We start from the raw sequence: 23,821 nt of genomic DNA, 5'->3' as shown, positions 1-23,821 counted from the left end.
GTGGTCGCCCGCGCCGCGCGGGCGACCGACCTCGCCGACCTCGACGCCGCCGTCAGCGACTGCTTCGCCTGCCCCCGCCTGGTCGAGTGGCGCGAGGAGGTGGCCCGCACGCGCCGGGCGGCATTCCGCGACCAGGAGTACTGGGGCCGGCCGGTGCCCGGCTTCGGCGCCCCCGACGCGCGCATCGCCATCCTCGGCCTGGCGCCCGCCGCGCACGGCGGGAACCGCACCGGCCGGATCTTCACCGGCGACCGCTCCGGCGACGTGCTCTTCGCCGCGCTGCACCGCGCCGGGCTGGCCAACCAGCCGACGAGCGTCGCCGCCGACGACGGTTTGTCCCTGCGGGACACCCGCATCTTCGCCGCCGTGCGCTGCGCGCCGCCGGACAACAAGCCCACCCCGGGCGAGCGGGACACCTGCGCACCGTGGCTGCACCGCGAGGTCGCGCTGATCCGGCCCACCCTGCGCGTCGTGGTCGCGCTGGGCGCCTTCGCCTGGTCCGCGTGGTGGCCGACGCTGCGTCAGGTGTACGGCCAGCGCCCGCCCGCCCCGCGACCGGCGTTCGGTCATGGGGCACACTGGTCCGGCACGGCCGCACCGCAGCTGCTGGGCTGCTACCACGTCAGCCAGCAGAACACCTTCACGGGACGGCTGACACCAGGGATGCTGGACGACGTGTTCGCCCGGGCGAAGCAGTTGGCCGGGGTGGACTGAGGCACGCGGGGGCGGTGGCGATGACGGACGGAACGCGTCGGCCCGCGACGCACCCCCCGGCGGCCCGGAGGTAACCCCGGATGGATCTGAGCGTGCTGCGCAGGTGGTGGCCGGTCGCCGCGGTCGGCGTCCTGCTCGCCGTCGCCGCGTTGGCGTCCGGCCACTCGTCGATCGGCGCCAGCCGGATCCCGCCCGCCGCCGACAACATCCCCTACGTGCCGGAATACCCGACCGGCGAGCCGGCCGCGTCGATCCCCGTCGAGCCCCGGGACGCCGGCGAGGCCACCCAGGCGAGCATCCCGCCGTGGCTCGGCACGGTCGCCCTCGTGCTGCTGGGGTCGGCCCTGCTCGCCGCGTTCGGCTACCTCGCCTGGACGCTGGTCCGGGGCGCGATGCGCCGCAGCACCCGGGCGCTGCCGAAGCAGCGGAACCGGCGTACGGCCGAGGGCACCGCCCGCGAGGTGGCCGCCGCCCTCGACGCCGGCCTGGTGGAGCTGGACGACGCGGACGCCGACCCGCGCGCCGCGGTCATCGCCTGCTGGGTGCGCCTCGAAGAGGCCGCAGCCGGCGCCGGTGTGCCCCGGCTGGCCGGGGACACCCCCACCGACCTGGTCACCCGCCTGCTGCGGGGCGACCCGTCGGCGGGGGTGCCGGCGATCGTCAGCGCCGACGTGCTGGCCGAGTTCGCGCACGTCTACCGCGAGGCCCGCTACGCCACCCGGCCCGTCGACGAGCGCACCCGCGACCAGGCCCGTGCGGCGCTGCGCCGGCTGCGCGCCGAGCTGACCGCCGTGGTCGCCGGCGACGCCGGAGTGCCGACGTGACCGGGTCGTGGCGGTCGCGCGCCCGGCGTGATGAGGTGGCGCGGTGAGCAGCACCAGCATCGACGACCTGCTGAGCTTCGAGGAGGAGCGCCCGGGGCGCGCCGGCCGCTCCCGGGGCGGGCGGGCCGGCCGGGTGTTCCGCGCCCTGGCCGGCATCGCGGCGGTCGTGGTGGTGCTGGTCGCCGGCCTGCGCGTGGTGGGGCTCCGGGTCTCCCCGCTGGTCCTGGTCGCCGGGGTGCTCGCGCTGTTCGTGGTGCGCCGGGTCGTCGCCGCCCTCGCGCCCCCGCCCCCGTCCCGGGCCGGTGCCCGGGCCCCGGCCGGCGACGACGACGGCACGTGGAACTGGGGCGCCCGGGACGCGCTGCGCACCGCGATCAACGGCTGGGAGCGCCCGCTGGACTGGTGCGGGAGCAGCCGGGAGCGGTTCGCCGCGCGGGTCCTGCCGCGGCTCGCCGAACTGGCCGACGAGCGGCTGCGTCAGCGTCACGGCCTGACCCGGGAGTCGGACCCGGCCCGCGCCCGCGCCCTGCTGGGCGACCAGCTCTGGACCTTCCTCAGCACGCCCTCCCGCCGCCCCCCGTCGCCGCGCGACCTCGCGGCGATCGTCGCCGAACTGGAGAAGATATGAACGACGTGGACCGCAGCATGCCCGCCGCGGAGGTCGGCCACCTCGCCCGGTCGGTGCTGGAGGCGGTCGGTCAGGTCGTGGTCGGCAAGCGGGACGCGCTGGAGCTGGTCCTCGCCGGCATCCTGGCCGGCGGGCACGTGCTGCTGGAGGACCTGCCGGGCCTGGGCAAGACGCTGACGGCGCGCTCCTTCGCGCAGGCGCTCGGGCTGGACTTCCGCCGGCTCCAGTTCACTCCCGACCTGCTGCCGGCCGACGTCACCGGCTCGTTCCTCTACGACCAGCGCAGCGGCGACTTCGCGTTCCGGGCCGGCCCGGTCTTCACCAACCTGCTCCTCGCCGACGAGATCAACCGGACCCCGCCGAAGACCCAGTCGGCCCTGCTGGAGGCGATGCAGGAGAAGCAGGTCTCGGTCGAGGGCGTCACCTACCGGCTGGACGAGCCGTTCCACGTGCTGGCCACCGCCAACCCCATCGAGTACGAGGGCACCTACCCGCTCCCCGAGGCGCAGCTCGACCGGTTCCTCCTCCGGGTCTCGTTCGGCTACCCCGAGCACGAGGAGGAGTGGGAGGTGCTGCGCCGGCGGATGGCCCGCCGCCGCGAGGAGGCGGACATCAAGCCCGTGGTCGACGCGGCCACCCTGCGGGCCATGCAGGCCGCGCTGGAGGACGTGGTGGTCGAGGACTCCGTCGGTCGCTACATCGTCGCGCTGACCGCCGCCACCCGGGAGCACCCGTCGGTGCTGGTGGGTGCCTCGCCGCGCGGCTCGCTGGCGCTGCTGCTGCTGGCTCGGGTGCGGGCCGTGCTGGCCGGCCGCGACTACGTGGTGCCGGAGGACGTCAAGGAGGTCGCGGCGCCCGCGCTGGCGCACCGGATCACGCTGCGTCCCGAGATGTGGCTGCGCCGCGTCGACCCGTCCTTCGTGGTCGGCGAGGTGCTGGAGGCGACCCCGGCGCCGGCCAGCGGGGCGCTGCCCAGCTACGCCGCCGGCCGGCCCGGGCACTGATGGTCGCGCCCGCCGTGCCGCCCCGCACCGAGTCGCCGGAGCAGGGGCCGCAGCCCGCGACCGGCTGGGTGCCCACCTGGGCGCTCGGCCGGGCGGTGCTGCTCACCGGCCTGCTGCTGATCGCGGGGGTGCTGCTCGGCCGGGCCGACCTGATCGTGCTGGCCGCCCCGTTCGCGATCGGCACCGCGTACGCGCTGCGCCGCCGGCCGGCCGCCCTGCCGCAGGTCTGGATCTCCGCCGACGAGGGGCACCTGGTCGAGGGCGGCGAGCTGACCGGCACGGTCAGCGTCGGCAACCCGGACGTGCTCGACTACGACGTGGCGGTGGTCCGCAGCCGGGTCTCGCCGTGGCTGCGGGTGGAGCGGGCCACGATCGCCGGGGCGGTGGCCGCGTCCGGCGCCCCCTCGGCCGTCGTCCCGTCCGTCGCCGACCGGCCCTTCGTGACCGCCGTCCCGACCGAGGCGGCCGTCGACCTGGAGCTGGCCGGCACGGCGCTGCGCTGGGGCCGGCACCCGGTCGGCCCGGCCGGCGCCCGGGTCGCCGCCGCGCAGGGCCTGCTGGTCTCCCGCGCGGTGGTCACCGAGCCGGCCCGGGTCCGGGTCTACCCGAGGACCGAGCCGTTCGACGCGGTCGAGGCGATGCCCCGGGCCGCCGGCCTGGTCGGGGCGCACCACTCGCGCCGGCCCGGCGAGGGCGGGGAGCTGGCCGGCGTGCGGGTCTTCGCCCCGGGCGACCGGCTGCGCCGGATCGACTGGCGCGTGTCGCTGCGCGCCCGGCAGCTGCACGTCGCGGCCACCCTCTCCGACCGGGACGCCGAGGTGGTGGTGCTGCTCGACGTGCTCGCCGAGGCGGGCCGCTCCGGCGGCGTGTCCGGTGCCGCCTCCGTGCTGGACACCACCGTCCGGGCCGCCGCCGCGATCGCCGAGCACTACCTGCACCGCGGCGACCGGGTGTCGATGCTGGAGTACGGCCCGGCCGCCCGCCGGCTGCGCCCGGCCACCGGCCGCCGGCAGTACCTGACCGTCCTGGAGTGGCTGCTCGACGTGCGCGCCGAGTCCTCCCCGCACGAGCCGTACGACCAGGTCTTCGGGCCGCAGTTGCTCTCCGCGGACGCGCTGGTGGTGGTCCTCACCCCGCTGCTGGACGAGCGGTCGGCGCAGATGCTGGCCCGGCTGGCCCGCTCGGGGCGGTTCGTCGTCGCGGTGGACACCCTGCCGGCCGACCTCGCCCCGCCGAAGGACCGGGGCTGGGCCGAGGTGGCGTACCGGCTGTGGCGGCTGGACCGGGACACCATGATCGGGCAGTTGCGGGAGCACGGCGTGCCGGTGGTGCGCTGGGCCGGCGCGGGCAGCCTCGACCAGGTGCTGCGGGACGTGGCGCGGCTGGCCACCGCCCCGAGGGTGGGGGCCCGATGAATCCGGTCATCGAGCGGGTCCGGGCGGTGCGGTACGCGGCCGCCCGGGTCAGCCTGACGCCGCTGCTGGTCAGGGCCGGCATCTTCCTCACCACGCTGGTCGGGCTGGTGGTGGCGTACCCGTCGCAGGTGCTCCTCGGCCGGCCGCTGCTCGCCCTGGTCGTGGTGGCGCTGCTGCCGGCGCTCGGACCACGCCGGGTCTGGCCGACCTTCGCCGCGCTGGTCACGGTCGGCGGCTGGCTGGTCGCCACCGACGGGTACGGCCGGCCGATCGCGCTCTGGCGGCTGCTCGCCGTGGCGGCCGTGCTCTACCTCACGCACACCCTCTGCGCGCTGGCCGCCGTCCTGCCGTACGACGCGGTGGTCGACCCGGACGTGATCGTGCGCTGGCTCGCGCGGGCCGGCACGGTGCTGCTGGGGGCCTTCGTGCTCGGCGTCCTCCTCGTGGAGGTCGGCGGTCTCGGCGACGGCGCCGGATCCCAACTCGCGACCGCGGCCGGACTGCTGGCGGCGGTCGCGTTGACAGCGTTGCTGGGGTGGCTGCTGCGCCGCCGTTAACCTGCCGGTAGCAGCAGTTGCGCAGGTCACAGGGGTTGTGCTCCGTCACAGAAGAGGGGCGCGATCGGGATTAGCCGGGCCGCGCCGGGAAAGATAGATGACGTGAATCCGAAGCGGATCCTTGTGGTGGGTGCCGGGCACGTTGGTCTCTACGCGGCCCTGCGCCTGTCGAAGAAGCTCAGCTCCCGTGAGGCTGAGGTCATCGTGGTGGACCCTCAGCCCCACATGACCTACCAGCCCTTCCTGCCCGAGGCGGCGGCCGGCAACATCTCGCCCCGGCACTCCGTGGTGCCGCTGCGACGGGAGTTGCGGCGGTGCAAGGTGGTGGCGGGCGCCGTGACGCGGATCGACCACGACCGCAAGACCGCCGTCGTGCAGCCGATCAGCGGCCCGACCCGGGAGATCCCGTACGACCACGTCGTCGTCGCCCCCGGCTCGGTCTCGCGGACGCTGCCGATTCCCGGCCTGCACGAGCACGGCATCGGCTTCAAGACCATCGGTGAGGCCATCTACCTGCGCAACCACGTGCTGGACCGGCTCGACGTGGCTGCCGTCACGCCGGACCCGGAGGTCCGCCGGTCCGCGCTGACCTTCACCTTCGTCGGCGGCGGCTACGCCGGCATCGAGGCGCTCGCCGAGATGGAGGACATGGCCCGGGACGCGCTGAGGTACTACCCGGAGCTCAAGCCGGAGGACATGCGCTGGGTGCTGGTCGAGGCGACCCAGCGGGTGCTGCCGGAGGTCGACCGGGACATGGGCGCCTACACGGTCCAGCAGCTGCTCAAGCGGAACATGGACATCCGGCTGGACACCCGCCTGGAGTCCTGCGTCGACGGGGTGGTGAAGCTCTCCGACGGCGACAGCTTCCGCTCCGACACCATCGTCTGGACGGCCGGCGTCAAGCCGTCCCCGATGCTGGACGCGACGGACTTCCCCCGCGACGAGCGGCGCCGGGTCACCTGCCTGCCGACCCTCCAGATCGTCGACGGCGACCGGGCGGTCGAGGGCGCCTGGAGCGCCGGTGACTGCGCGGCGGTGCCGGACCTGACCAAGGAGCCGGGCAACTACTGCTCGCCGAGCGCCCAGCACGCGGTCCGCCAGGCCGCCCGGATGGCCGACAACATCGCCAACGTGGTGCGCGGCCGGGAGCCGGTGGAGTACAAGCACAAGCACGCCGGCAGCGTGGCCAGCCTCGGCCTGCACAAGGGCGTCGCCCAGGTGTACGGGATCAAGATGACCGGCTGGCCGGCCTGGTTCATGCACCGGACGTACCACATGAGCCGGATCCCGTCGTTCAACCGGAAGGTCCGGGTCGTGGTCGACTGGTCCCTGGCGTTCTTCCTCAAGCGTGAGGTGGTCGCCCTGGGCCAGCTGCACGACCCGCGCGAGGAGTTCGCCGAGGCGTCCCAGCCCATCGGCGCCAGCCGGTCCTGACCGAGCAAGACACAGCAGGCCCCTCCGTCTCACGCGGAGGGGCCTGCTGTCTGTGCGGGCGGTTTCCCGCCGCGCCGCGGCGGGCGGGCGTACGCGGTCAGACCCGCCAGATCCAGGCGTCGGCGATCCGGGTCGACGGCCCGTAGAGCTGCTCCAGCGTGCCGCGCAGGCTGTCGGCGTGCGGGGTGTCGACGGCCAGCGCGACGCAGGAGGCACCCCAGAAGTCGGCGTCCTTCGCGGCCTGCCGCCGCTGCTGGTCCCCGATCACCGGCTGCCCGCCGCGCCTGGCGACCTCGGTCAGCAGGGCGGACGTGGGCAGCTTGTAGGTGCCCATCGCCGCCGTGCCGTCCCGGCCGTACGGGCCGATGAAGAAGCCCTCCGGCATGCCGAACGCGGCGTCGGCGGCCGTGGCCCAGCGCATCGGCCACGGCTCCTGCGGCGTGGCGAGCGGCACCGGCACCAGCACCCCGCCCGGCTCGACGCACTGCCGCCAGTGGCCGGCCGTGACGAACTCCGGCACCGGTGGGCGCTCGGCGGTGGGTAGCGGGGCGGGCAGCAGCGGCAGCAGTGCCACGCCGACCGCCGCCGGGACCAGCCGCCGGGCCCGGCCCGCGCCGCGCAGCGCCCGGTCGGCCGCGAGCACCAGCAGCGTGGCGATCAGCGGGAGCGTCGCGAGGGCGAACCGCATCGGTAGCGCACCGTCCACCACGGGCAGCCCGGAGAGCAATGTGTACGGCCCCGGCACGGCGGTGCGCTCGCCGTCGAGGACCACCCGGGGGCCGAGCGACAGCGCCCCCATCGCCAGCGCCCCGACCACGCACGCGACGGCCAGCGGGCGGCGACCCAGCCAGACCGCGCAGGCGGTGGTGACCAGCAGCAGGGGCCACCCGAGGAAGGTGTTGTACTCGGCCGGGCCGGTGGTCAGCCGGGCGGCCTCGTCGCTGCCGACCACCGACAGCGGCGACACCGTCCACCAACTGCGCAGGTCAGCCGAGAAGTAGTGCGGGCTGAACATGCCGTCCGCGACGCCCTGCGGCCCGGCGAACTGGAACCACAGCGGCCAGGCCAGCACGAGCAGGGCCAGCCCGGCGGCGAGCACCATCCCGCCGGCGAAGCCGGGCAGGGCGCGGCGGGCCAGGCCAGGGGCCGTCACGGCGTACGTGACCGCCATCACCAGCAGCGTCAGCGCGCAGAGGAAGAGCACCTCCTCGCCGATGAAGACCTGCGCCGTGACCGCCGCCGCCAGACCGACGGCGGAGCTGACCATCCGCCGGCGGTCCGGCCCGTCGGTGGTGGCCCGGCCGGCGGGGTCGGCGGCGCGCAGCAGCCGGACCACCAGCCAGACGATCACCGGGACCAGCCACTGGGCGGTCATGTGCAGGTGGCTGTTGGTCTGCGAGACCATGCCCGGGCCGAAGCCGCAGAGGGCGGCGCCCAGCGCGGCGGCGACCCGGTGGGCGCCCAGCGTCCGGGTGAAGAGCAGATACCAGGCGACGGCGGTGCCGGCCAGGTTCGCCAGCGCCAGCAGCGCGAAGGTGACCGGCGCCCCGAGCAGCAGGGTGACCGGGGCGAGGAGGATTCCCAGCGCGATGACCGTGGTGTTGGTCATCAGGTTCACCCCGTCCGGCGCGTTGAGCCGGTCGGTGAGCAGGTCGAAGTCGCCGAGCAGCGCCCGCGCGTCGACGGCGAGGAACCACTCGTAGAGGGCCTGGTCCGCCGGGTTCAGCGCGAGGACCCGGGTCGCCGGGTCGGGCCAGAGCCCGTGGGTGAGCCAGCCGGCCAGCGCGACGAAGAGGAGCCCGACCGTGACGCCCGCCCGGTGCCGGGAGACCGTGGTCAGCAGGCGGGCCGGCGAGAGCCGGCGCGGCAGCCGGTCGGCGGCGAATACGGCCTGGTCAGGGGCGGCGTCGGGGGCCGTGGGGGCTGCGCTGCTCACGGCCTTGACCCTAGTGTGACCCGGGCGTCGGGGTACGCCGGGTCGCCGCCGACCGGCTACCGTGACACTGCACCAGGCGTGTCGACGCGCCCGGTGTCACCCGCCCGGGTGGTGGAACGGCAGACACGGCCGCCTTAAAAGCGGCTGCCGCAAGGCGTGCGGGTTCGACCCCCGCCCCGGGCACCCCCCACCACTCTCAGCATCCGCTCAGCTTGGCGATCACCACGCGGCTGCCCTGGGCGTTTACTCTTGAGGGGCACGTTCACGTGCAACGACCCCCTGAGGGAGGCCTGACAGTGAAGACTTCGAACCCGGTGCTCGCCCGGCTCGGCCAGGCGGCCGAGCGGGAGCGCTCCGCCGGGTACGCCCCGACCGGGCCCTATGGACAGCCCGGCTACCCCCAGCAGTACCCGACGGAGGCCGGCTACCCGGCGGCTCCGCCGGCCGTCAACACCATGTCGGTCGACGACGTGGTGGTCAAGACCGTCACCCTCCTCGGCATCCTCGGCGTCTCCGCCGCGGCCGCCTGGGTGCTGGTGCCGGACGCCCTGCTCGGTGCCGCCTGGATCGGCGCGGCGGTGGTCGGCCTGGTGCTCGGCCTGATCATCTCGTTCTCCCGGATGGCGAACCCGGCGCTGGTGGTCGCGTACGCCGTCGTCGAGGGCGTCTTCGTCGGCATGGTGAGCAAGTTCTTCGACTCGCTCTACGACGGCATCGTGCTCCAAGCGGTGACCGCCACCTTCGGCGTCTTCTTCGTGATGGCGATGCTCTACAAGGCGAAGGTCATCCGGGCGACCCCGAAGTTCGTCAAGGGCATGATCGCCGTGATGGCGGGCCTCTTCGCCGTCATGCTGATCAACCTCGTGCTCGCGCTCTTCGACATCAACACCGGCCTGCGCGACGGCAGCCCGCTGGCGATCGGCTTCAGCCTGGTCTGCATCGTGGTCGCCTCGCTGAGCTTCGTGCTCAGCTTCAAGGAGATCGAGGACGGCGTCCGGATGGGCCTGCCGCAGCGCTACTCCTGGGTCGCCGCCTTCGGCATCCTGGTGAGCCTGGTCTGGCTCTACATCGAGATCCTGCGCCTGCTGAGCTACTTCCAGGGCGACGACTGACCGTCGCCCGCGACCGACCGGTGCCCGCCCCCGCTGCCGCGGGGGCGGGCGCCGTCGTTTCCGCACCCGCGCCGGTCCCGGCGTTTCGCGCCGCCGCCCGGCCGCCCGGGGCAGAGTGACTGCGTGGGGGTACGCCGAGCAGGGAGGCGACGTGCGCAGCAGCAACCCGGTGCTCACCCGGTTCGACGAGACCGCCCGGGTGCAGAGCCGGGTGCTGGGCGTCGGCGACCCGGAGGCGATGACCGTCGACGACGTGGTGGCCCGTACGGTCGGGCTGCTGCTGCTCACCGGGGCCACCGGCGCCGCGGCCTGGGTGCTCGTGCCGCCGGCGGCGTGGCTCCCCGCCGCGCTGGCCGGCACCGCGCTGGCCGGGATCGCGCTGGTCGTCGTCATCTCCTGGCGCGGCATCACCAACCCGGTGCCGATGGTCGGCTACGCCCTGCTCCAGGGGCTGCTGCTCGGGGTGGCCAGCCGGACCTTCGAGCTGGTCCACCCGGGCATCGTCGTCCAGGCGGTCACGGGCACCTTCGGGGTCTTCCTCGGCATGGCGCTGCTCTACCGGGCCCGCCTCGTCCGGGCCACGCCGCGGCTGGCCCGGCTGGTCGCCGGCACGCTGTTCGGGATCGTCGTGCTCAGCGTGGTGAACCTGCTGGTGTACCTGGTCTCCGGCCGGCAGGGCCTGGAGGTCTACGGACTGACCGACGAGGTCGGCTGGCTGCCGTACGCCTTCTCGGTGGTGGCGATCGTCGCCGGCGCGTTCAGCTTCGTCCTCGACTTCGACCTGGTCGAGCGCTCGGTACGCGACGGCCTGCCCCGCCGCTACGCCTGGCTCTGCGCGTTCGGCCTGCTGACCGGCCTGGTCTTCCTCTACTGGCAGCTCCTGCGCCTGCTCGGCTACCTGCGCCGCTGACCCGGCCGCCACCCCGCCCGCCCCGCGCCCGGCCGGGTGGGTTCGTAGACTCGGGCGGTGAGCGCAGGGGAGCTGAGCCGGGCGGTGGATCTGCTGGTACGTCAGGTCGGGCACTGGCAGCAGCCGCGCTGGTCGGCCACGGCCGCCGGCGGCAACGTGTCGCGTGCCGACCTGGTGCACCGGCTGGTGCAGGAGGTCGCCAACCTGGCCGCCGACGCCGCGGGCGAGCCCCGGCGGGTGGTGCCCCGGCTCGACAACGACCTCGCGCTGCCCGACCAGCTCCGGGTGGTGGCCGCCGACCTGCTGGCCGCGGCCCCGCCGCCCGAGGCGCTGGCGCGGGCCGCCGCCGAGGTGACGGCGACCCGCGACGCGCTCTAGTTCCGTTCCCGCCGGTCCGCCCCACGGGCGGGAGTGCCGGCCGGCCTGCGGGGATCAGCTCAGCCGCTCGACCACCATGGCCATGCCCTGGCCGCCGCCGACGCACATGGTCTCCAGGCCGATGGTCCTGTCGTGCCAGTCCAGGGCGTTGAGCAGGGTGCCGGTGATCCGCGCGCCGGTCATGCCGAACGGGTGCCCGACGGCGATCGCGCCGCCCATCACGTTCAGCTTCTCCAGCGGGATGTCGAGCTGGCGGTACGAGGGGATCACCTGGGCGGCGAACGCCTCGTTGATCTCCACCAGGTCGACGTCGTCGATGGTCATGCCGGCCCGCCTGAGCGCCTGCCGGGTGGCCTCGACCGGGCCGAGGCCCATGATCTCCGGCGACAGGGCGGTCACGCCGGTGGAGACGATCCGGGCCAGCGGGGTGATCCCGAGGTCCTTCGCCTTCTGGGCGCTCATGACCACCACGGCGGCCGCGCCGTCGTTGAGCGGGCAGCAGTTGCCGGCGGTGATCCGGCCGTCCGGGCGGAACACCGGCTTCAGGCCGGAGACCGCCTCCAGGGTGACCCCGGGCCGGGGGCCGTCGTCGGTGCTGACCACCGTGCCGTCCGGCGTGGTGACCGGGGTGATCTCCCGGGCCCAGAAGCCGTCGGCGATGGCCTTCTCGGCGAGGTTCTGGCTGCGTACGCCGAACTCGTCCATGTCGGCGCGGGTCACGTCGTGGACCTGGGCCAGGTTCTCCGCGGTCTGCCCCATGGTCAGGTAGATGTCCGGCAGCGCGCCCTCCTCGCGCGGGTCGGTCCAGACCGGGGCGCCGCCCTGGGCGCGGGCCTTCGACCGCTCGGCCGCCGCGGCGAAGCGCGGGTTCTCCCAGCCGCCGCCGACCAGCGCCTGCGCCTCCGGCGGGAGGCCGTCGGAGTTGCCGCGGGCGTACCGGGAGACGGTCTCCACACCGGCGGAGACGAAGACGTCGCCCTCGCCGGCCCGGATCGCGTGCATCGCCATCCGGGTGGTCTGCAGCGAGGACGCGCAGTAGCGGGTGAGGGTCGCGCCGGGCAGGGTGTCCAGGCCCATCAGGGTGGCGACGACCCGGGCCATGTTGAAGCCCTGCTCGCCGCCGGGCAGGCCGCAGCCCAGGTAGAGGTCGTCGATCTCGGTCGGGTCGAGCTGGGGGACCTTGTCCAGGGCGGCCCGCACGATGGTCGCGGCGAGGTCGTCCGGGCGGACGTCGCGCAGGGACCCCTTGTGCGCCCGGCCGATGGGGGAGCGGGCGGTGGCGACGATGACGGCGTCGCGGGACGACTCAGTCGGCATGGAGCCAACGTTAACCCGTCGGTAACTTCGCGCGGAAGCTGGCGGCCGACCGGGAAATGTCACCTCCGGCGGGGCACGACGCCCGGCGGGTCAGCGGTCGGACGCGACCGCCCCGCCCGGCGGGTCAGCGGCGGGACGCGACCGCGGCGGCCGCCGCGACGGCGGGCAGCAGGGCGTGCGCCCAGACCCGGTAGCCGTCGGCGGAGGGGTGGTAGCCGTCGTGGCACAGGGTGCCCGCGTCGGCGCGGAACACCGGACCCGTCTCGGCGGCCAGGTCGACCACCGTGCCCCCGGCGTCGAGCACCGCCGCCGTCTGCGCGCGGGCGACCCGCCGCCCGGACCAGCCGACCAGGTGCCGCAGCGGCGGCGCGATCGCGCGTACGGCGCCGAGGTCGGGGCAGGTGCCGACGACCACCTCCACCCGGGCCTCGCGGAGCCGGTGCACGGCCGCCGCGAGGTAGGCGGCGGCCTCCGCCGGCCGACGCAGGGTGGTGGCGTCGTTGGCGCCGATCAGGATCACCGCCACGTCGGGGCGCTCGCCGAGCAGCGCCCGGGCCACCTGGGTGGCGAGGTCGGTCGAGCGGGAGCCGGAGACGCCGACGCTGGACAGGTGCACCTGCCGGCCGTTCGGGCCCTCGGCGAGCAGGTTGGCCAGCTGGCCGCCGATGGTGTCGTCGAGGCGTTCGACCCCGACGCCGAGGGCGGACGAGTCGCCGAGCAGCACCAGCCGCAGCGGTGGGGCGCCGGCCCGCCCGACCGTGGCGCGCAGCGCCAGCCCGAGCTCCGGCTGGGCGTACTGGCGGTGCCGGGCGACGAAGGCCTGGCCGGCGAGGACGGCGGCGCCGCCGACCGTGCCGGCGACCAGGGAGAGCGCCGCGGCCCGACCCAGCCGACCGGCGAGCCCCGAGGGGATGAAGCGCTCGCTCATGCCAGTCCCTCCAGAGTGGGTGAGTCGGCGGCGGGGCCGGGTTGCGGCACCGCGCCGACACCGAAGAAGGCCCGTCGGCGCAGCTGCGCCCACCGACCGGCGGGGCCACGGTCGCGCCCCCGCACCTGGGTGCCGCTGACCTCGGTGCCCGCGTGCCGAGCGGCCTCCTGGGCGGCCGCGGGGAGCGAGCGTACGCCTTCGCCCCGGGCGGGGGTAGTGCGCCGCTCCTGCCCGGCGCCCAGCGCGGACAGCACGGTCGGCAGCAGCGCGGCGGCGGCCACGGCGTAGCCCTCCGCCGAGGGGTGGAACCGGTCCCAGGCGAACATCCGGGTCGGCTCGGCGGTGAAGCGGGGGCCGAGCAGGTCACCGAGGGAGACCGTCCAGCCGCCGGCCTCGACCACGGCCACCGTCTGGGCGGCGGCGAGCTGCCGGCTCCAGCGCCGGGCCAGCCAGCGCAGCGGCGGCTGGATCGGGCGGATCGCGCCCAGGTCGGGGCAGGTGCCGACGACCACCTCGCAGCCGGCGGCGCGCAGCGTGCGGACCGCCTCGACCAGATAGCGCACCGCCAGGCCGGGCGGCGTGCGGTTGGTCACGTCGTTGCCGCCGATCAGGATCACGGCGACGTCGGGCCGGCACTCCAGCGCCGCCTCCACCTGGTGCTTCAGCACGGCCGAGATGGCGCCGACCACCGCGAACCGGTGCAGCCGGACGGGCCGCTGGAGGCGGCGGGACAGGCCGGTGGCGAGCAGGGCGCCCGGCGTCTCCCGGCGGCGGTGCACGCCGTAGCCGGCGGCCGACGAGTCGCCCAGCACGACCATGGTGACCGGCGGGCCGGGCAGCTTCGCGCCGTAGACCCCGTCGCAGCGGGGCGGCGGCGCCTCGGCCATCGGGATCGTGCGGCGGGCCTGCCGGGCCTGCCCGAGGAGCACGCCGCCGGTCGCCACCGCGGCGGCCGCCGTGGCGCCCGTGCCGATCGCCGCCAGGCGGGCGATCTGCCGAGCGCGCTGCCAGCGCGAACCAACCGGGACGGCGGAACCAACAACCCCCATGCAGCGACATTATCGCGCCGGAACGACACGCCGCCGTCGTCGTGTCTGCTCGCGGGTGGCTGGAAGGCGACCGTCCTGGGTACCTGTTCCGGTGACCGGGCGACAGTTGCGCCGGCACGTCACCCTGGCACGCGGAGAGGGGCCGAACATGGGGAAGACATTGAAGCGGAGCGCCGCGTTCACCGCGCTGGCGAGGGCGCTCGCGGCGGGGTCGCGGGGCGGGCCGTCGCTCGGGGCGCGGCTCGCGGCGCTGCCCCGGATGATCCGGGCGACCACCCGGGGGGAGTACGACGGCGGCCTGCGGCTGGCCCTGATGACCGCCGCGACGGCGTACATCGTCTCGCCGATCGACCTGCTGCCGGAGATCCCGCTGGCGATCTTCGGGCTGGCCGACGACGCGGTCATGGTGACCTGGCTGGCCGGCAGCGTGCTCGCGGAGACCGAGCGGTTCCTGGAGTGGGAGGCCCGCCGCAGCTCCGTGATCCCCGGGCACGTGGTGTCCTGAACCGACGTACCCTGGGGCGTCGAGAAAACGTCTGCCCGGCCGCCGCCGGCGGCGCCGGAGGAGAAGGGCAACAACGAGGTGCGGTACTACGACAACGTCGTCGAGCTGATCGGCAACACCCCGCTGGTACGGCTGCGCAACGTCACGGCCGGCATCCAGGCCACCGTGCTGGCGAAGGTGGAGTACCTCAACCCGGGCGGGTCGGTGAAGGACCGGATCGCGCTGCGGATGGTGGAGGACGCGGAGAAGGCGGGCATCCTCCAGCCCGGCGGCACGATCGTCGAGCCGACCAGCGGCAACACGGGCGTCGGCCTGGCCCTGGTGGCCCAGCTCAAGGGCTACAAGTGCGTCTTCGTCTGCCCCGACAAGGTCAGCCAGGACAAGCAGGACGTGCTGCGGGCGTACGGCGCGGAGGTGGTGGTCTGCCCGACCGCCGTGGCGCCGGAGGACCCGCGCTCCTACTACAACGTCTCCGACCGGCTGGCCCGGGAGATCCCCGGCGCCTGGAAGCCCAACCAGTACAGCAACCCGGCCAACCCGCGCTCGCACTACGAGACCACCGGCCCGGAGCTGTGGGAGCAGACCGGGGGCGGGCTCACCCACTTCGTGGCGGGCGTCGGCACCGGCGGCACCATCTCCGGCATCGGCCGCTACCTAAAGGAGGCGTCGGAGGGCCGGGTCAAGGTCATCGGCGCGGACCCGGAGGGCTCGGTCTACTCGGGCGGCACCGGCCGGCCGTACCTGGTCGAGGGCGTCGGCGAGGACTTCTGGCCGGAGACGTACGACCGGGGCCTCGCCGACGAGATCATCGAGGTCTCCGACAAGGCGTCGTTCGAGATGACCCGGCGGCTGGCCCGCGAGGAGGGCCTGCTGGTCGGCGGCTCCTGCGGCATGGCCGTGGTGGCCGCCCTGGAGGTGGCCCGCAAGGCCGGCCCGGACGACGTGGTCGTGGTGCTGCTGCCGGACAGCGGCAAGGGCTACCTGTCGAAGATCTTCAACGACACCTGGATGGCCCGGTACGGCTTCCTGGACAACTCCGGCACGGAGCCGACGGTCGCCGACGCGCTGGCCAACAAGCCGGGCGGCCTGCCCGAACTGGTGCACGTGCACCCGACCGAGACGGTCCGCGACGCGATCGACTACATGCGCGAGTACGGCGTCTCGCAGCTGCCGGTGCTCAAGGCCGAGCCCCCGGTGGTGACCGGCGAGGTGGCCGGCTCGATCGCCGAGAAGGACCTGCTCGACGCGCTGTTCACCGGTCAGGCGCACCTGCACGACACCATCGAGCGGCACATGGCCGAGCCGCTGCCGATGATCGGCGGCGGGCAGCCGGTGAGCGAGGCGGTCGGCCTGCTGGAGAAGTCCGACGCCGCCCTGGTGCTGGTCGACGGCAAGCCGAAGGGCGTCCTCACCCGGCAGGACCTGCTCGCCCACCTCGGCGCCCGCTGACCCGGACGACCCCGCGAGGGCCCTTCCCCGGCAGGGGGAGGGCCCTCGCCGTGTCTGCCGCGCCGGCCCGGGACGGGCAGTGCCGCCGGCCGGCGGTCAGAGCGGCCGGTCGTACCGGAGCTGGGGCACGACCACCGGGCCGAGGTGCTCGTCCCGTGCGGTGCCGGTGCGGACCCAGCCGCCGCGCTCGTAGAAGCGCCGGGCGTGCGCGTTCGACGCCAGCACCCACAGCACCGCCCGCGACCAGCCGCGCGAGCGCATGGCGTCCAGCGCGTCGACCATGAGGGCCCGCCCGGTGCCCCGGCCCCGCTCGGCCGGGTCGAGGTGGAGGGCGTTGAGCAGGCCCGTCGCCGGGTCGCCCTCGTCGTCGGGGCCGAGGTAGCTGAAGCCGACCAGCCGGCCGTCGCGTTCGGCGACGGTCATCCGGTGGTCGTCGCGCTCCCACCCCCACCGCTCGACCCAGTACCGCCCCATCGCCTCCGGCCCCGGCTCGGCCAGCGCCTCGGGCGGGACGAACGACGCGTACGCCGCGACCCGGGACCGCTGGTGCAGGGCGCCGACCGGCATCAGGTCGGCCTCGGTGGCGGGGCGGAGGGTGACCGTCACCCGGCCGAGGCTACCCGCCGGGGCGGGACCTGCACGGTGGTCAGGTCCTCGGCGATCACCAGGTCGCCGTCGAAGTGCGCGCGGGCCTCGTCGGCGAAGCGGGTCGCGTCCGCGTACCGCTGCGAGAAGTGGGTGAGCACGAGCCGGCGTACGCCCGACTCGGCCGCCACCCGCGCGGCCTGGCCCGCCGTGAGGTGGCCGACCTCGGCGGCGAGCGCGGCCTCGGAGTCGAGGAAGGTCGACTCGATGACCAGCAGGTCGGCGTGCTCGGCGAGGGCGTAGACCTCGTCGCAGAGCCCGGTGTCCATCACGAACGCGAACCGCTGCCCGGGCCGGGGGACGCTCACCTCCTCCCGGGTGACGCGGCGCCCGTCGAGGTCGAGGTGGCCGACCCGGATCAGCTCCCCGACGGCCGGCCCGGCGATGCCGTACGCGGCCAGCTTCTCCGGCAGCATCCGGCAGCCGTCCGGCTCGACGAGCCGGTAGCCGTACGTCTCGATCGGGTGCCGCAGCCGGCGGGCCTCCAGCGTGCCGACGCGCAGGGCGATCCGCTGCCCGTCGGCCTCGATCGGCTCGACGCGCAGCTCGGCGGTCTCGTGGAAGGAGCTGGCGTGCCGCAGCCGGGCGAAGTATTCCGCGCCGCCGGCCGGGAAGTGCACCGCCACCGGGTGCGACACCCGGTCCAGCGAGAGCCGCTGGATGGTGCCGGGCAGGCCGAGGCAGTGGTCGCCGTGGAAGTGGGTGACGCAGATCCGGGTCAGGTCGGTGGCGGTGACCGTGGAGTGCAGGAGCTGCCGCTGGCTGCCCTCGCCCGGGTCGAAGAGGATCACCTCGTCGTCCCAGCGCAGCACGTACCCGTTGTGGTTGCGCTGCCGGGTCGGGGCCTGGCTGGCCGTTCCGAGCACCACCAGCTCGCGCATCGACACGGTTGACCTCCGGCTGCGTCGACCACCCGGCCCGGAAACGGGTCGACCCCCGGGGCTTCCGCGCTGGCGCGCGGGCCGGCTGGACTGGGCCGGCACCCCGGGGGTCGGGTGGCTGTCGTGGATTCGCCGCACCGCTGCCACACGGTCTCGACGATGGTGCCTGTGCCCGCCTCGCGGCGGACGGGATTACTGTCGAGGACAGCGGCTAGCGGACAGCCACCTCACGAGTCCGATTGCTATACAAGTCTGGACCACCTCCTTTCCCGTGTACGGCCACGCTATCCAGCGACCGGGCCGCCGGCAACGGATTTCGATCACAGGCTCCCGGGGAATACGTCTAGGCGGTTTCCGCGATGCCGATGGGTCCCTCACGGGGGCCCTCCGCGCTGGCCGGCTGCACGGCCAGCGACGGGAAGTCGGCCAGGTCGCCCTCCGGCTCGGCGTCCCACTCGGGGAAGACCAGGTCGCTCTGGAGGTAGAGGCAGAGCAGCTGGGTGAGCTGGCGCAGCCCGTCGAGGTGGGTGCGCTCGTGCCCGTGGGTGGCGTCCACGCCGAAGCCGAGCAGCGCCACCCGGGCGTGCGCCCCGGCCTCCACCGCCGCCGCCACGTCCGAGCGGTAGTAGTCGAAGACGTCCCGGACCAGGCGCACCCCGTGCTCGGCGGCGATCGAGGCCAGGTTGCGGGTCAGGTGGTAGTCGAACGGCCCGACGCCGTCGCCCATCGCCAGGGTGGCCGCGTCCTCCCGGGACTGCTGGCCGGGGGCGACCACCGCCGCGTCCACGGAGACGATCTCCGCGACGTCCGGGTCCAGCCCGTGGCTGGCCCCGTGCCCGATCTCCTCCGTCACGGTGACCAGCAGGTGCGCGGTGACCGCCGGGCGTACGCCGGCGTCGACCATCGCCTTGAACGCGGTCAGCACCGCCGCCACGCCCGCCTTGTCGTCCAGGTGCCGGGACTTGACGTACCCGGAGGGGGTGACCGTCGGGTTCGGCAGGAACGCGACGAAGTCCCCGGCGTCGACGCCCAGCGCGCGGAGGCCGGCGATGTCGTCGACCGGCTCGTCGACCCGCACCTCGACCTGCTCCCAGCCGATGCCCTGGGAGTCGACGGCCTCGTTGTAGCGGTGCCCACTGGCCTTCAGGGGGAGCACCTGCCCGGTGATCACCCGGTCCAGGTCGTCGGTGAAGATCCGCACGTGCGCGCCCTCGGCGAACCGGGCGCTGTGCGTGCCGATCGGCTTCAGCTCCAGCCGGCCGTTCTCCTTCAGCCGCTTGACCATGCCGCCGATGGTGTCGGTGTGCACCACGATCGCCCGGTCGGCGCCGGTGGAGCGGGGGCCGGGCAGGAAGGCGCTCAGCGCGCCGCGCCGGGTCAGCGTGGAGCCGATGCCGAGCGCGGAGAGCCGCTCGCCCACGTACTGCTGCACGTGGTCCGTACGCCCCGACGGGCTCGGGATCTCCAGCAGCTCCACCAGCACCTGGCGCAGGTAGTCCAGGTCGATCTCCAGGGGTCGCGGGCTCACGCGGCGCCTCCCGGGCCGACCGGGGACCAGAGCCGCTGCGGCGCGCGGGTGCCCGGGAAGAGCAGGTCGACGAAGCGCTCGGCGGTCGGCTGCGGCTCGTGGTTGGCCAGGCCGGGCCGCTCGTTGGCCTCGATGAAGACGTGCTCGGGCCCGTCCGGCGCGGGGACCAGCAGGTCCAGCCCGGTGACCGGGATGTCCAGCGCGCGGCTGGCCGTCACGCACGCCTCGGCGATCGCCGGGTGCAGCTCGGCGGTGACGTCGTGGATGGTGCCGCCGGTGTGCAGGTTGGCGGTCTTGCGTACGGCCAGCACCTGCCCCTCGGGCAGCACGTCGTGCAGCTCGTGGCCGGCCTCGGCCAGCACGTCCCGGGTCATGTCGTCGATCGGGATCGTGGACTCGCCGCCCGTGGCGGCGGCCCGGCGGCGGCTCTGCCGCTCGATCAGCTCGGCGATGTCGTGCACCCCGTCGCCGGTGATCGAGGCGGGCCGACGGACCGCGGCGGCCACCACCTCGTGGTCGATGACGACGACCCGCAGGTCCTCGCCGGCACGCATCTCCTCGATCAGCACGTCCGGGCAGAACCGGGCGGCCAGCTCGACGGCGGCGGCCAGCGCCTCGGGGGTGCGTACGCCCACCGTGATGCCGTTGCCCTGCTCGCCCCGCGCCGGCTTGACCACCACCCGGCCGGCCTCGGCGAGGAAGGCGGCGTCGCCGTCGTCGCCCGTGGCGGTCCGTCCGCGCGGCACCGACAGGCCCGCCTCGGCGAGGATCCGGCGGGTCACCCGCTTGTCGTCGCAGCGGCTCATCGCCACCGCCGAGGTCAGCTCCGACAGCGACTCGCGGGTCCGGACGGTGCGCCCGCCGCTGGTCAGCCGCAGCTCGCCCCAGGCCGGGTCGGTCACCTCCACCCGGATGCCGCGGCGCATCGCCTCGTCGGCGACGATCGTCGCGTACGGGTTGAGCTGGTCGTACCCCTCGGGCGTGGCGGGCAGGAAGAGCCGCTCGTTGATCGGGTTCTTCCGCTTCACGCAGAGCGTCGACGTCCGGTAGAAGCCGAGCCGCTCGTAGAGCCGGATCGCCCCGGCGTTCTCCGCGAGCACGGACAGGTCCACGTACGCCCGGCCGCGCGCGACCAGCCGGGCGGCCAGCGCGGTGATCAGGGCCTGGCCGGTGCCGGGCGGCGCGGTGTTGAAGTCGACGGTGAGGCACCACAGGCTGGCCCCGTTGTCCGGGTCGTCGAAGACCGCGACGTGGTCCACGCCGGTGATGGTGCCGACGACCTCGCCGGTGGCGTCCTCGGCGACCAGGTGCAGGAAGCGGTCGGTGCGGGCGTTGGCCACGAGCACGTCGACCGGGGCGGTGACCATGCCGTTGCGGGCGTAGATCCGGTTCACCGCGTCCGCGTCGGCGGCGTCGGCCAGCGGGCGGATCGCCAGCCCCGGGGCGTCGTCGTCGGCCGGCCGGTCGCCGCCCAGCGGCAGCCGGTAGGTCAGCGACGGGTCGATGAACAGCTCGTCGGGCAGCCGGGACACCAGCACGTGCGGGTCGCGCAGGTAGATGCAGATGTCCCGGGAGCCGGCGGCCTCGGAACGCAGCACGGCGGCGACGGCGGCCTGGTCGGTGAAGGTCTGCCCGAAGACGAGCCGGCCCCAGCCGCAGTCCAGCACCACGTCGGTGTCGCCCTCGCGGGCGGGCGTCTCCGGGGCGCCCGGGGCCATCGGGTCGCCGCCGGGCCCGACCCGCTCCCGTCGCCGGCCGCCACGGGACCGGTCGGACCGGGCCGTGCCGGTCGCCAGGGTGTCGGTCACCGTCAGTCGATTCCGTGGCTCTGGAGCCACATTTCCAGGAGTCCGAGTTGCCACAGCTTGTTTCCGTTCAGCGGGGTCAGTTCGGCGTTCGGGTCGGCGAGCAGCGCGTCGACGTAGTCGGCGCGGAACAGGTCGCGGCGACGGGCCTCGGGCGCGGAGAGCGCGTCGCGTACCCGGTCGAGCAGCTTGCCCTCCAGGTGGGTGAGGCCGGGGACCGGGAAGTAGCCCTTCGGCCGGTCGATGACCTCGTGCGGCAGCACCCGGCGGCCGATCTCCTTGAGCACCCCCTTGCCGCCCTGCGCCAGCTTGAGTTCCGGCGGGCAGCTCGCGGCCAGCTCGACGAACTCGTGGTCGAGGAACGGCACCCGGGCCTCCAGCCCGTGCGCCATGGTCATGTTGTCCACCCGCTTGACCGGGTCGTCGGTCAGCATGACCTGGGTGTCGATCCGCAGCCCGGCGTCGACCGCGGTCTCCGCGTCGGCCCGGCCGAGGTGCGCGGCCACGAACTCCCGGGCCGGGTCGCCGTCGGCCAGCCAGGCCGGGTTCAGCACCCGGGCCAGCCCGGCCGCGTCCCGGTCGAAGAACGCCCGGGCGTACGTGTCGAGCGCCTGGTCCCGGCCGACGCGGGCGAGCGGCGGATACCAGTGGTAGCCGCCGAGGATCTCGTCCGCGCCCTGGCCGGACTGGACCACCTTGACGTGCTGCGACACCACCTCACTGAGCAGGTAGAACGCCACGCAGTCGTGGCTGACCATCGGCTCGGACATAGCGGCGACGGCCGCTTCCAGCGGCGGCACCAGGTCGGCGGCGGCCACCCGGATCTGGTGGTGGTCGGTGTCGAACGTCTTCGCGACGAGGTCGGAGTAGCGGAACTCGTCGCCCTCCCGGCCGCCCACGGAGTCGAAGCCGATGGAGAAGGTGGAGAGTCCGCGCTGGCCCTCGCCGGCGAGCAGGGCGACCACCAGGCTGGAGTCCAGGCCACCGGAGAGCAGCACACCGACCGGCACGTCGGCGACCATCCGCCGGCGCACGGCGGTGGTCAGCGACTCGAGCAGGGCGTCCTGCCAGTCCTTCTCGGACCAGCCGGCCCGCTCGGCGGCGCGGGTGAAGGCCGGGTCCCAGTAGACCCGCTCGGAGGTGCGGCCGTCGGCCTCGTAGACCCGTACGGTCGCCGGGGGCAGCTTGGCGACGCCGCGCAGGATGGTGCGCGGCGGCGGCACGATGCTGTGGAAGCTCAGGTAGTGCGCGAGCGCGACCGGGTCGATGGTCGTGTCGATCCCGCCGCCGGCCAGCAGCGCGGGCAGGGTGCTGGCGAAGCGCACCACGCCCGGCGTCTCGGCCACGTAGAGCGGCTTGATGCCGAGCCGGTCCCGGGCCAGCACCAGCCGGCCGGTGTCCCGCTCGCTGATCGCCACGGCGAACATGCCGACCAGGTGGTCGACGAAGTCGAGCCCCCACTCCGCGTACGCCTTGAGCACGACCTCGCTGTCGCCGGAGGAGAAGAAGCGGTGGCCCTTGGCCTGGAGCTCCTCGCGCAGCTCGCGGTAGTTGTAGACGCACCCGTTGAAGACTCCGGTCAGCCCCGCGCCCGGGTCGACCAGCGGCTGCCCGCTCGCGGCGGAGAGGTCGATGATCTTCAGTCGTCGGTGTCCGAGGGCCGTCGGGCCCTGGGCCCAGACGCCGCTGTCGTCGGGCCCCCGGTCGCTCATCGTGGCCGCCATGCGCTCCACCGCCGACACGTCGGCGCGCGAGCCGTCACGGCGGAACTCTCCCGCAAGTCCGCACATGCGAGGCAATGCTGCCAGAGGCCGGTGCGGTTCGCCCGTTGAGCTGATGCCAGCGGTGTTCGTGGTTGCTAGGATGCTCGACCCCGTCGGCCCGGCCCGTGGTGGCGGGGGCATTTCCGGCCTGGCCCCGCCCCGGTGCCCGAATCGAAACGGGTCTGCGGTGTGACAAACACCGCAGACCCGTTCGCCGGCGTCGCGCGGGCTCAGCCGCCGGTGCGGGCGATGCCCACCGGGCAGCTCAGCCCGTTCGGGCCGTGGTTGCAGTACCCGTTCGGGTTCTTCGTCGGTGCGAGGTACTGCTGGTGGTGGTCCTCGGCGAAGTAGTAGGCGCCGAGCCGGTCGATCTCCGTGGTGATCTCGCCCTTGCCGGCGCGCGCCACGATCGGCGCGAACGCGTCCCGCGACGCCTGCGCGGTGGCGAGCTGCTCGTCGGTGGTGGCGTAGATCGTCGACCGGTACTGGGTGCCCACGTCGTTGCCCTGGCGCATGCCCTGGGTCGGGTCGTGGTTCTCCCAGAAAACCTTGAGCAGGTCCTCGTAGCTGATCCTGCTGGGGTCGTAGACCACCTGGACCACCTCGGCGTGCCCCGTCATGCCCGAGCACACCTCCTCGTACGTCGGGTTCGGCGTGATGCCGCCCGCGTAGCCGGCCGACGTGGTGAGCACGCCGGGCAGGGTCCAGAACAGCCGCTCGGCGCCCCAGAAACAGCCCATGCCGAACACGGCCACCTGCGAGCCCTCCGGGAACGGACCCTTGAGGGGGGTGCCCAGCACCTCGTGCCGGTCCGCGACGGGCATCGCGATCAGACGACCCGGCAGGGCCTGGTCGGGGGTGGGCAGCTCGGCCTTCATACGGCGCAGGAACACGGTGGGACTCCTCTCGTACCTCTCCCAGCGTGCAACACCGCCGGACCCGCCTTCCTTACCCGCCGTCGGCCGGGACAGACCCGGCAGGTCCGGTGGGGCGGACGGGGCAGGCGTGACCGTCGGGGACCGGGTCCAGGCCGAGGGTG

The 23,821-nt window shown here is 74.5% G+C and carries 21 protein-coding genes, 1 tRNA gene and 1 pseudogene; 13 read left to right on the top strand and 10 right to left on the bottom strand.

Annotated elements, in window-relative coordinates; all coding sequences use genetic code 11:
• The 7 genes from ACZ6O2_RS03195 to ACZ6O2_RS03165 all read left to right on the top strand — a co-directional run bounded on the left by ACZ6O2_RS03195 (position 1) and on the right by ACZ6O2_RS03165 (position 6,576).
• Positions 1-714, top strand: a complete 714-nt coding sequence (locus ACZ6O2_RS03195; protein ID WP_350703559.1) for a uracil-DNA glycosylase — start codon at positions 1-3, stop codon at positions 712-714.
• Positions 715-794: 80 nt separating this feature from the next.
• Positions 795-1,538, top strand: a complete 744-nt coding sequence (locus tag ACZ6O2_RS03190; protein ID WP_350703344.1) for a DUF4129 domain-containing protein — start codon at positions 795-797, stop codon at positions 1,536-1,538.
• 43 nt (positions 1,539-1,581) lie between these two features.
• Positions 1,582-2,166, top strand: coding sequence for a hypothetical protein (locus tag ACZ6O2_RS03185; protein ID WP_466021839.1), 585 nt, complete (start codon positions 1,582-1,584; stop codon positions 2,164-2,166).
• Positions 2,163-3,170, top strand: coding sequence for an AAA family ATPase (locus ACZ6O2_RS03180; protein WP_466021838.1), 1,008 nt, complete (start codon positions 2,163-2,165; stop codon positions 3,168-3,170). The genes ACZ6O2_RS03185 and ACZ6O2_RS03180 overlap by 4 nt, the downstream gene beginning before the upstream one ends.
• A complete protein-coding gene (locus ACZ6O2_RS03175) occupies positions 3,170-4,585 on the top strand; it encodes a DUF58 domain-containing protein (protein ID WP_466021837.1) in 1,416 nt (471 codons plus the stop codon). The genes ACZ6O2_RS03180 and ACZ6O2_RS03175 overlap by 1 nt, the downstream gene beginning before the upstream one ends.
• Complete coding sequence (locus ACZ6O2_RS03170) at positions 4,582-5,142, top strand: hypothetical protein (RefSeq protein WP_466021836.1); 561 nt, start codon at positions 4,582-4,584, stop codon at positions 5,140-5,142. Before ACZ6O2_RS03175 ends, ACZ6O2_RS03170 begins: the two co-directional genes overlap by 4 nt.
• A 102-nt stretch (positions 5,143-5,244) precedes the next feature.
• On the top strand, positions 5,245-6,576 hold the full coding sequence (locus tag ACZ6O2_RS03165; protein ID WP_350703335.1) for an NAD(P)/FAD-dependent oxidoreductase: 1,332 nt from the start codon (positions 5,245-5,247) through the stop codon (positions 6,574-6,576).
• Positions 6,577-6,673: 97 nt separating this feature from the next.
• Here ACZ6O2_RS03165 and ACZ6O2_RS03160 read toward each other — a convergent pair whose 3' ends face one another.
• The gene (locus ACZ6O2_RS03160; protein WP_350703333.1) at positions 6,674-8,512 is read right to left on the bottom strand and encodes a DUF6311 domain-containing protein; all 1,839 of its coding nucleotides are present in this window, start codon (positions 8,510-8,512) and stop codon (positions 6,674-6,676) included.
• A gap of 102 nt (positions 8,513-8,614) precedes the next feature.
• Between ACZ6O2_RS03160 and ACZ6O2_RS03155 the strand changes: the two genes are divergently transcribed.
• The 4 genes from ACZ6O2_RS03155 to ACZ6O2_RS03140 all read left to right on the top strand — a co-directional run bounded on the left by ACZ6O2_RS03155 (position 8,615) and on the right by ACZ6O2_RS03140 (position 10,912).
• Positions 8,615-8,695 (top strand) — tRNA-Leu (locus ACZ6O2_RS03155).
• A gap of 113 nt (positions 8,696-8,808) precedes the next feature.
• Entirely contained in the window at positions 8,809-9,624 is an 816-nt protein-coding gene (locus ACZ6O2_RS03150; protein WP_350703331.1) for a Bax inhibitor-1/YccA family protein, read from the top strand.
• A gap of 151 nt (positions 9,625-9,775) precedes the next feature.
• On the top strand, positions 9,776-10,534 hold the full coding sequence (locus tag ACZ6O2_RS03145; protein ID WP_466021835.1) for a Bax inhibitor-1/YccA family protein: 759 nt from the start codon (positions 9,776-9,778) through the stop codon (positions 10,532-10,534).
• Between the two features lie 57 nt (positions 10,535-10,591).
• Complete coding sequence (locus ACZ6O2_RS03140; protein WP_350703327.1) at positions 10,592-10,912, top strand: hypothetical protein; 321 nt, start codon at positions 10,592-10,594, stop codon at positions 10,910-10,912.
• A gap of 54 nt (positions 10,913-10,966) precedes the next feature.
• Here the strand turns inward: ACZ6O2_RS03140 and ACZ6O2_RS03135 are convergent, their stop codons facing one another.
• From ACZ6O2_RS03135 to ACZ6O2_RS03125, 3 genes and pseudogenes are all read right to left on the bottom strand, one after another.
• Positions 10,967-12,229: an acetyl-CoA C-acetyltransferase gene (locus tag ACZ6O2_RS03135; RefSeq protein WP_350703325.1), complete on the bottom strand. Its 1,263-nt coding sequence runs from the start codon at positions 12,227-12,229 to the stop codon at positions 10,967-10,969.
• A 124-nt stretch (positions 12,230-12,353) separates the two neighbouring features.
• On the bottom strand, positions 12,354-13,157 hold the full coding sequence (locus tag ACZ6O2_RS03130; RefSeq protein WP_350703557.1) for an SGNH/GDSL hydrolase family protein: 804 nt from the start codon (positions 13,155-13,157) through the stop codon (positions 12,354-12,356).
• Positions 13,146-14,206 (bottom strand): annotated as a pseudogene (locus tag ACZ6O2_RS03125) (SGNH/GDSL hydrolase family protein); the annotation flags it as partial. The gene ACZ6O2_RS03130 and the pseudogene ACZ6O2_RS03125, both read right to left, overlap by 12 nt.
• Positions 14,207-14,354: 148 nt before the next feature.
• Here ACZ6O2_RS03125 and ACZ6O2_RS03120 point away from each other — a divergent pair.
• Both ACZ6O2_RS03120 and ACZ6O2_RS03115 read left to right on the top strand, forming a co-directional pair.
• On the top strand, positions 14,355-14,711 hold the full coding sequence (locus ACZ6O2_RS03120) for a YkvA family protein (protein WP_350703323.1): 357 nt from the start codon (positions 14,355-14,357) through the stop codon (positions 14,709-14,711).
• Positions 14,712-14,789: 78 nt separating this feature from the next.
• A complete protein-coding gene (locus ACZ6O2_RS03115) occupies positions 14,790-16,160 on the top strand; it encodes a cystathionine beta-synthase (protein WP_350703322.1) in 1,371 nt (456 codons plus the stop codon).
• A gap of 96 nt (positions 16,161-16,256) precedes the next feature.
• Here the strand turns inward: ACZ6O2_RS03115 and ACZ6O2_RS03110 are convergent, their stop codons facing one another.
• The 6 genes from ACZ6O2_RS03110 to msrA all read right to left on the bottom strand — a co-directional run bounded on the left by ACZ6O2_RS03110 (position 16,257) and on the right by msrA (position 23,675).
• Positions 16,257-16,766, bottom strand: a complete 510-nt coding sequence (locus ACZ6O2_RS03110) for a GNAT family N-acetyltransferase (RefSeq protein WP_466021834.1) — start codon at positions 16,764-16,766, stop codon at positions 16,257-16,259.
• The gene (locus ACZ6O2_RS03105) at positions 16,763-17,692 is read right to left on the bottom strand and encodes a ribonuclease Z (protein WP_466021833.1); all 930 of its coding nucleotides are present in this window, start codon (positions 17,690-17,692) and stop codon (positions 16,763-16,765) included. The genes ACZ6O2_RS03110 and ACZ6O2_RS03105 overlap by 4 nt, the downstream gene beginning before the upstream one ends.
• A 337-nt stretch (positions 17,693-18,029) precedes the next feature.
• Positions 18,030-19,214, bottom strand: coding sequence for an osmoprotectant NAGGN system M42 family peptidase (locus ACZ6O2_RS03100; protein WP_350703316.1), 1,185 nt, complete (start codon positions 19,212-19,214; stop codon positions 18,030-18,032).
• Positions 19,211-21,022 carry an N-acetylglutaminylglutamine synthetase gene (ngg, locus tag ACZ6O2_RS03095; protein WP_466021832.1) on the bottom strand — a complete coding sequence of 604 codons (1,812 nt, stop codon included), beginning with the start codon at positions 21,020-21,022 and terminating at the stop codon, positions 19,211-19,213. The genes ACZ6O2_RS03100 and ngg overlap by 4 nt, the downstream gene beginning before the upstream one ends.
• 2 nt (positions 21,023-21,024) lie before the next feature.
• The gene (locus ACZ6O2_RS03090; protein ID WP_466021831.1) at positions 21,025-22,809 is read right to left on the bottom strand and encodes an N-acetylglutaminylglutamine amidotransferase; all 1,785 of its coding nucleotides are present in this window, start codon (positions 22,807-22,809) and stop codon (positions 21,025-21,027) included.
• Between the two features lie 203 nt (positions 22,810-23,012).
• A complete protein-coding gene (gene msrA / locus ACZ6O2_RS03085) occupies positions 23,013-23,675 on the bottom strand; it encodes a peptide-methionine (S)-S-oxide reductase MsrA (RefSeq protein ID WP_363708539.1) in 663 nt (220 codons plus the stop codon).
• Positions 23,676-23,821: the final 146 nt, after the last annotated feature.

It is taken from the genome of Micromonospora sp. NPDC048040 (genome assembly GCF_055587185.1).
This window is presented reverse-complemented; position numbering and strand designations above follow the sequence as displayed.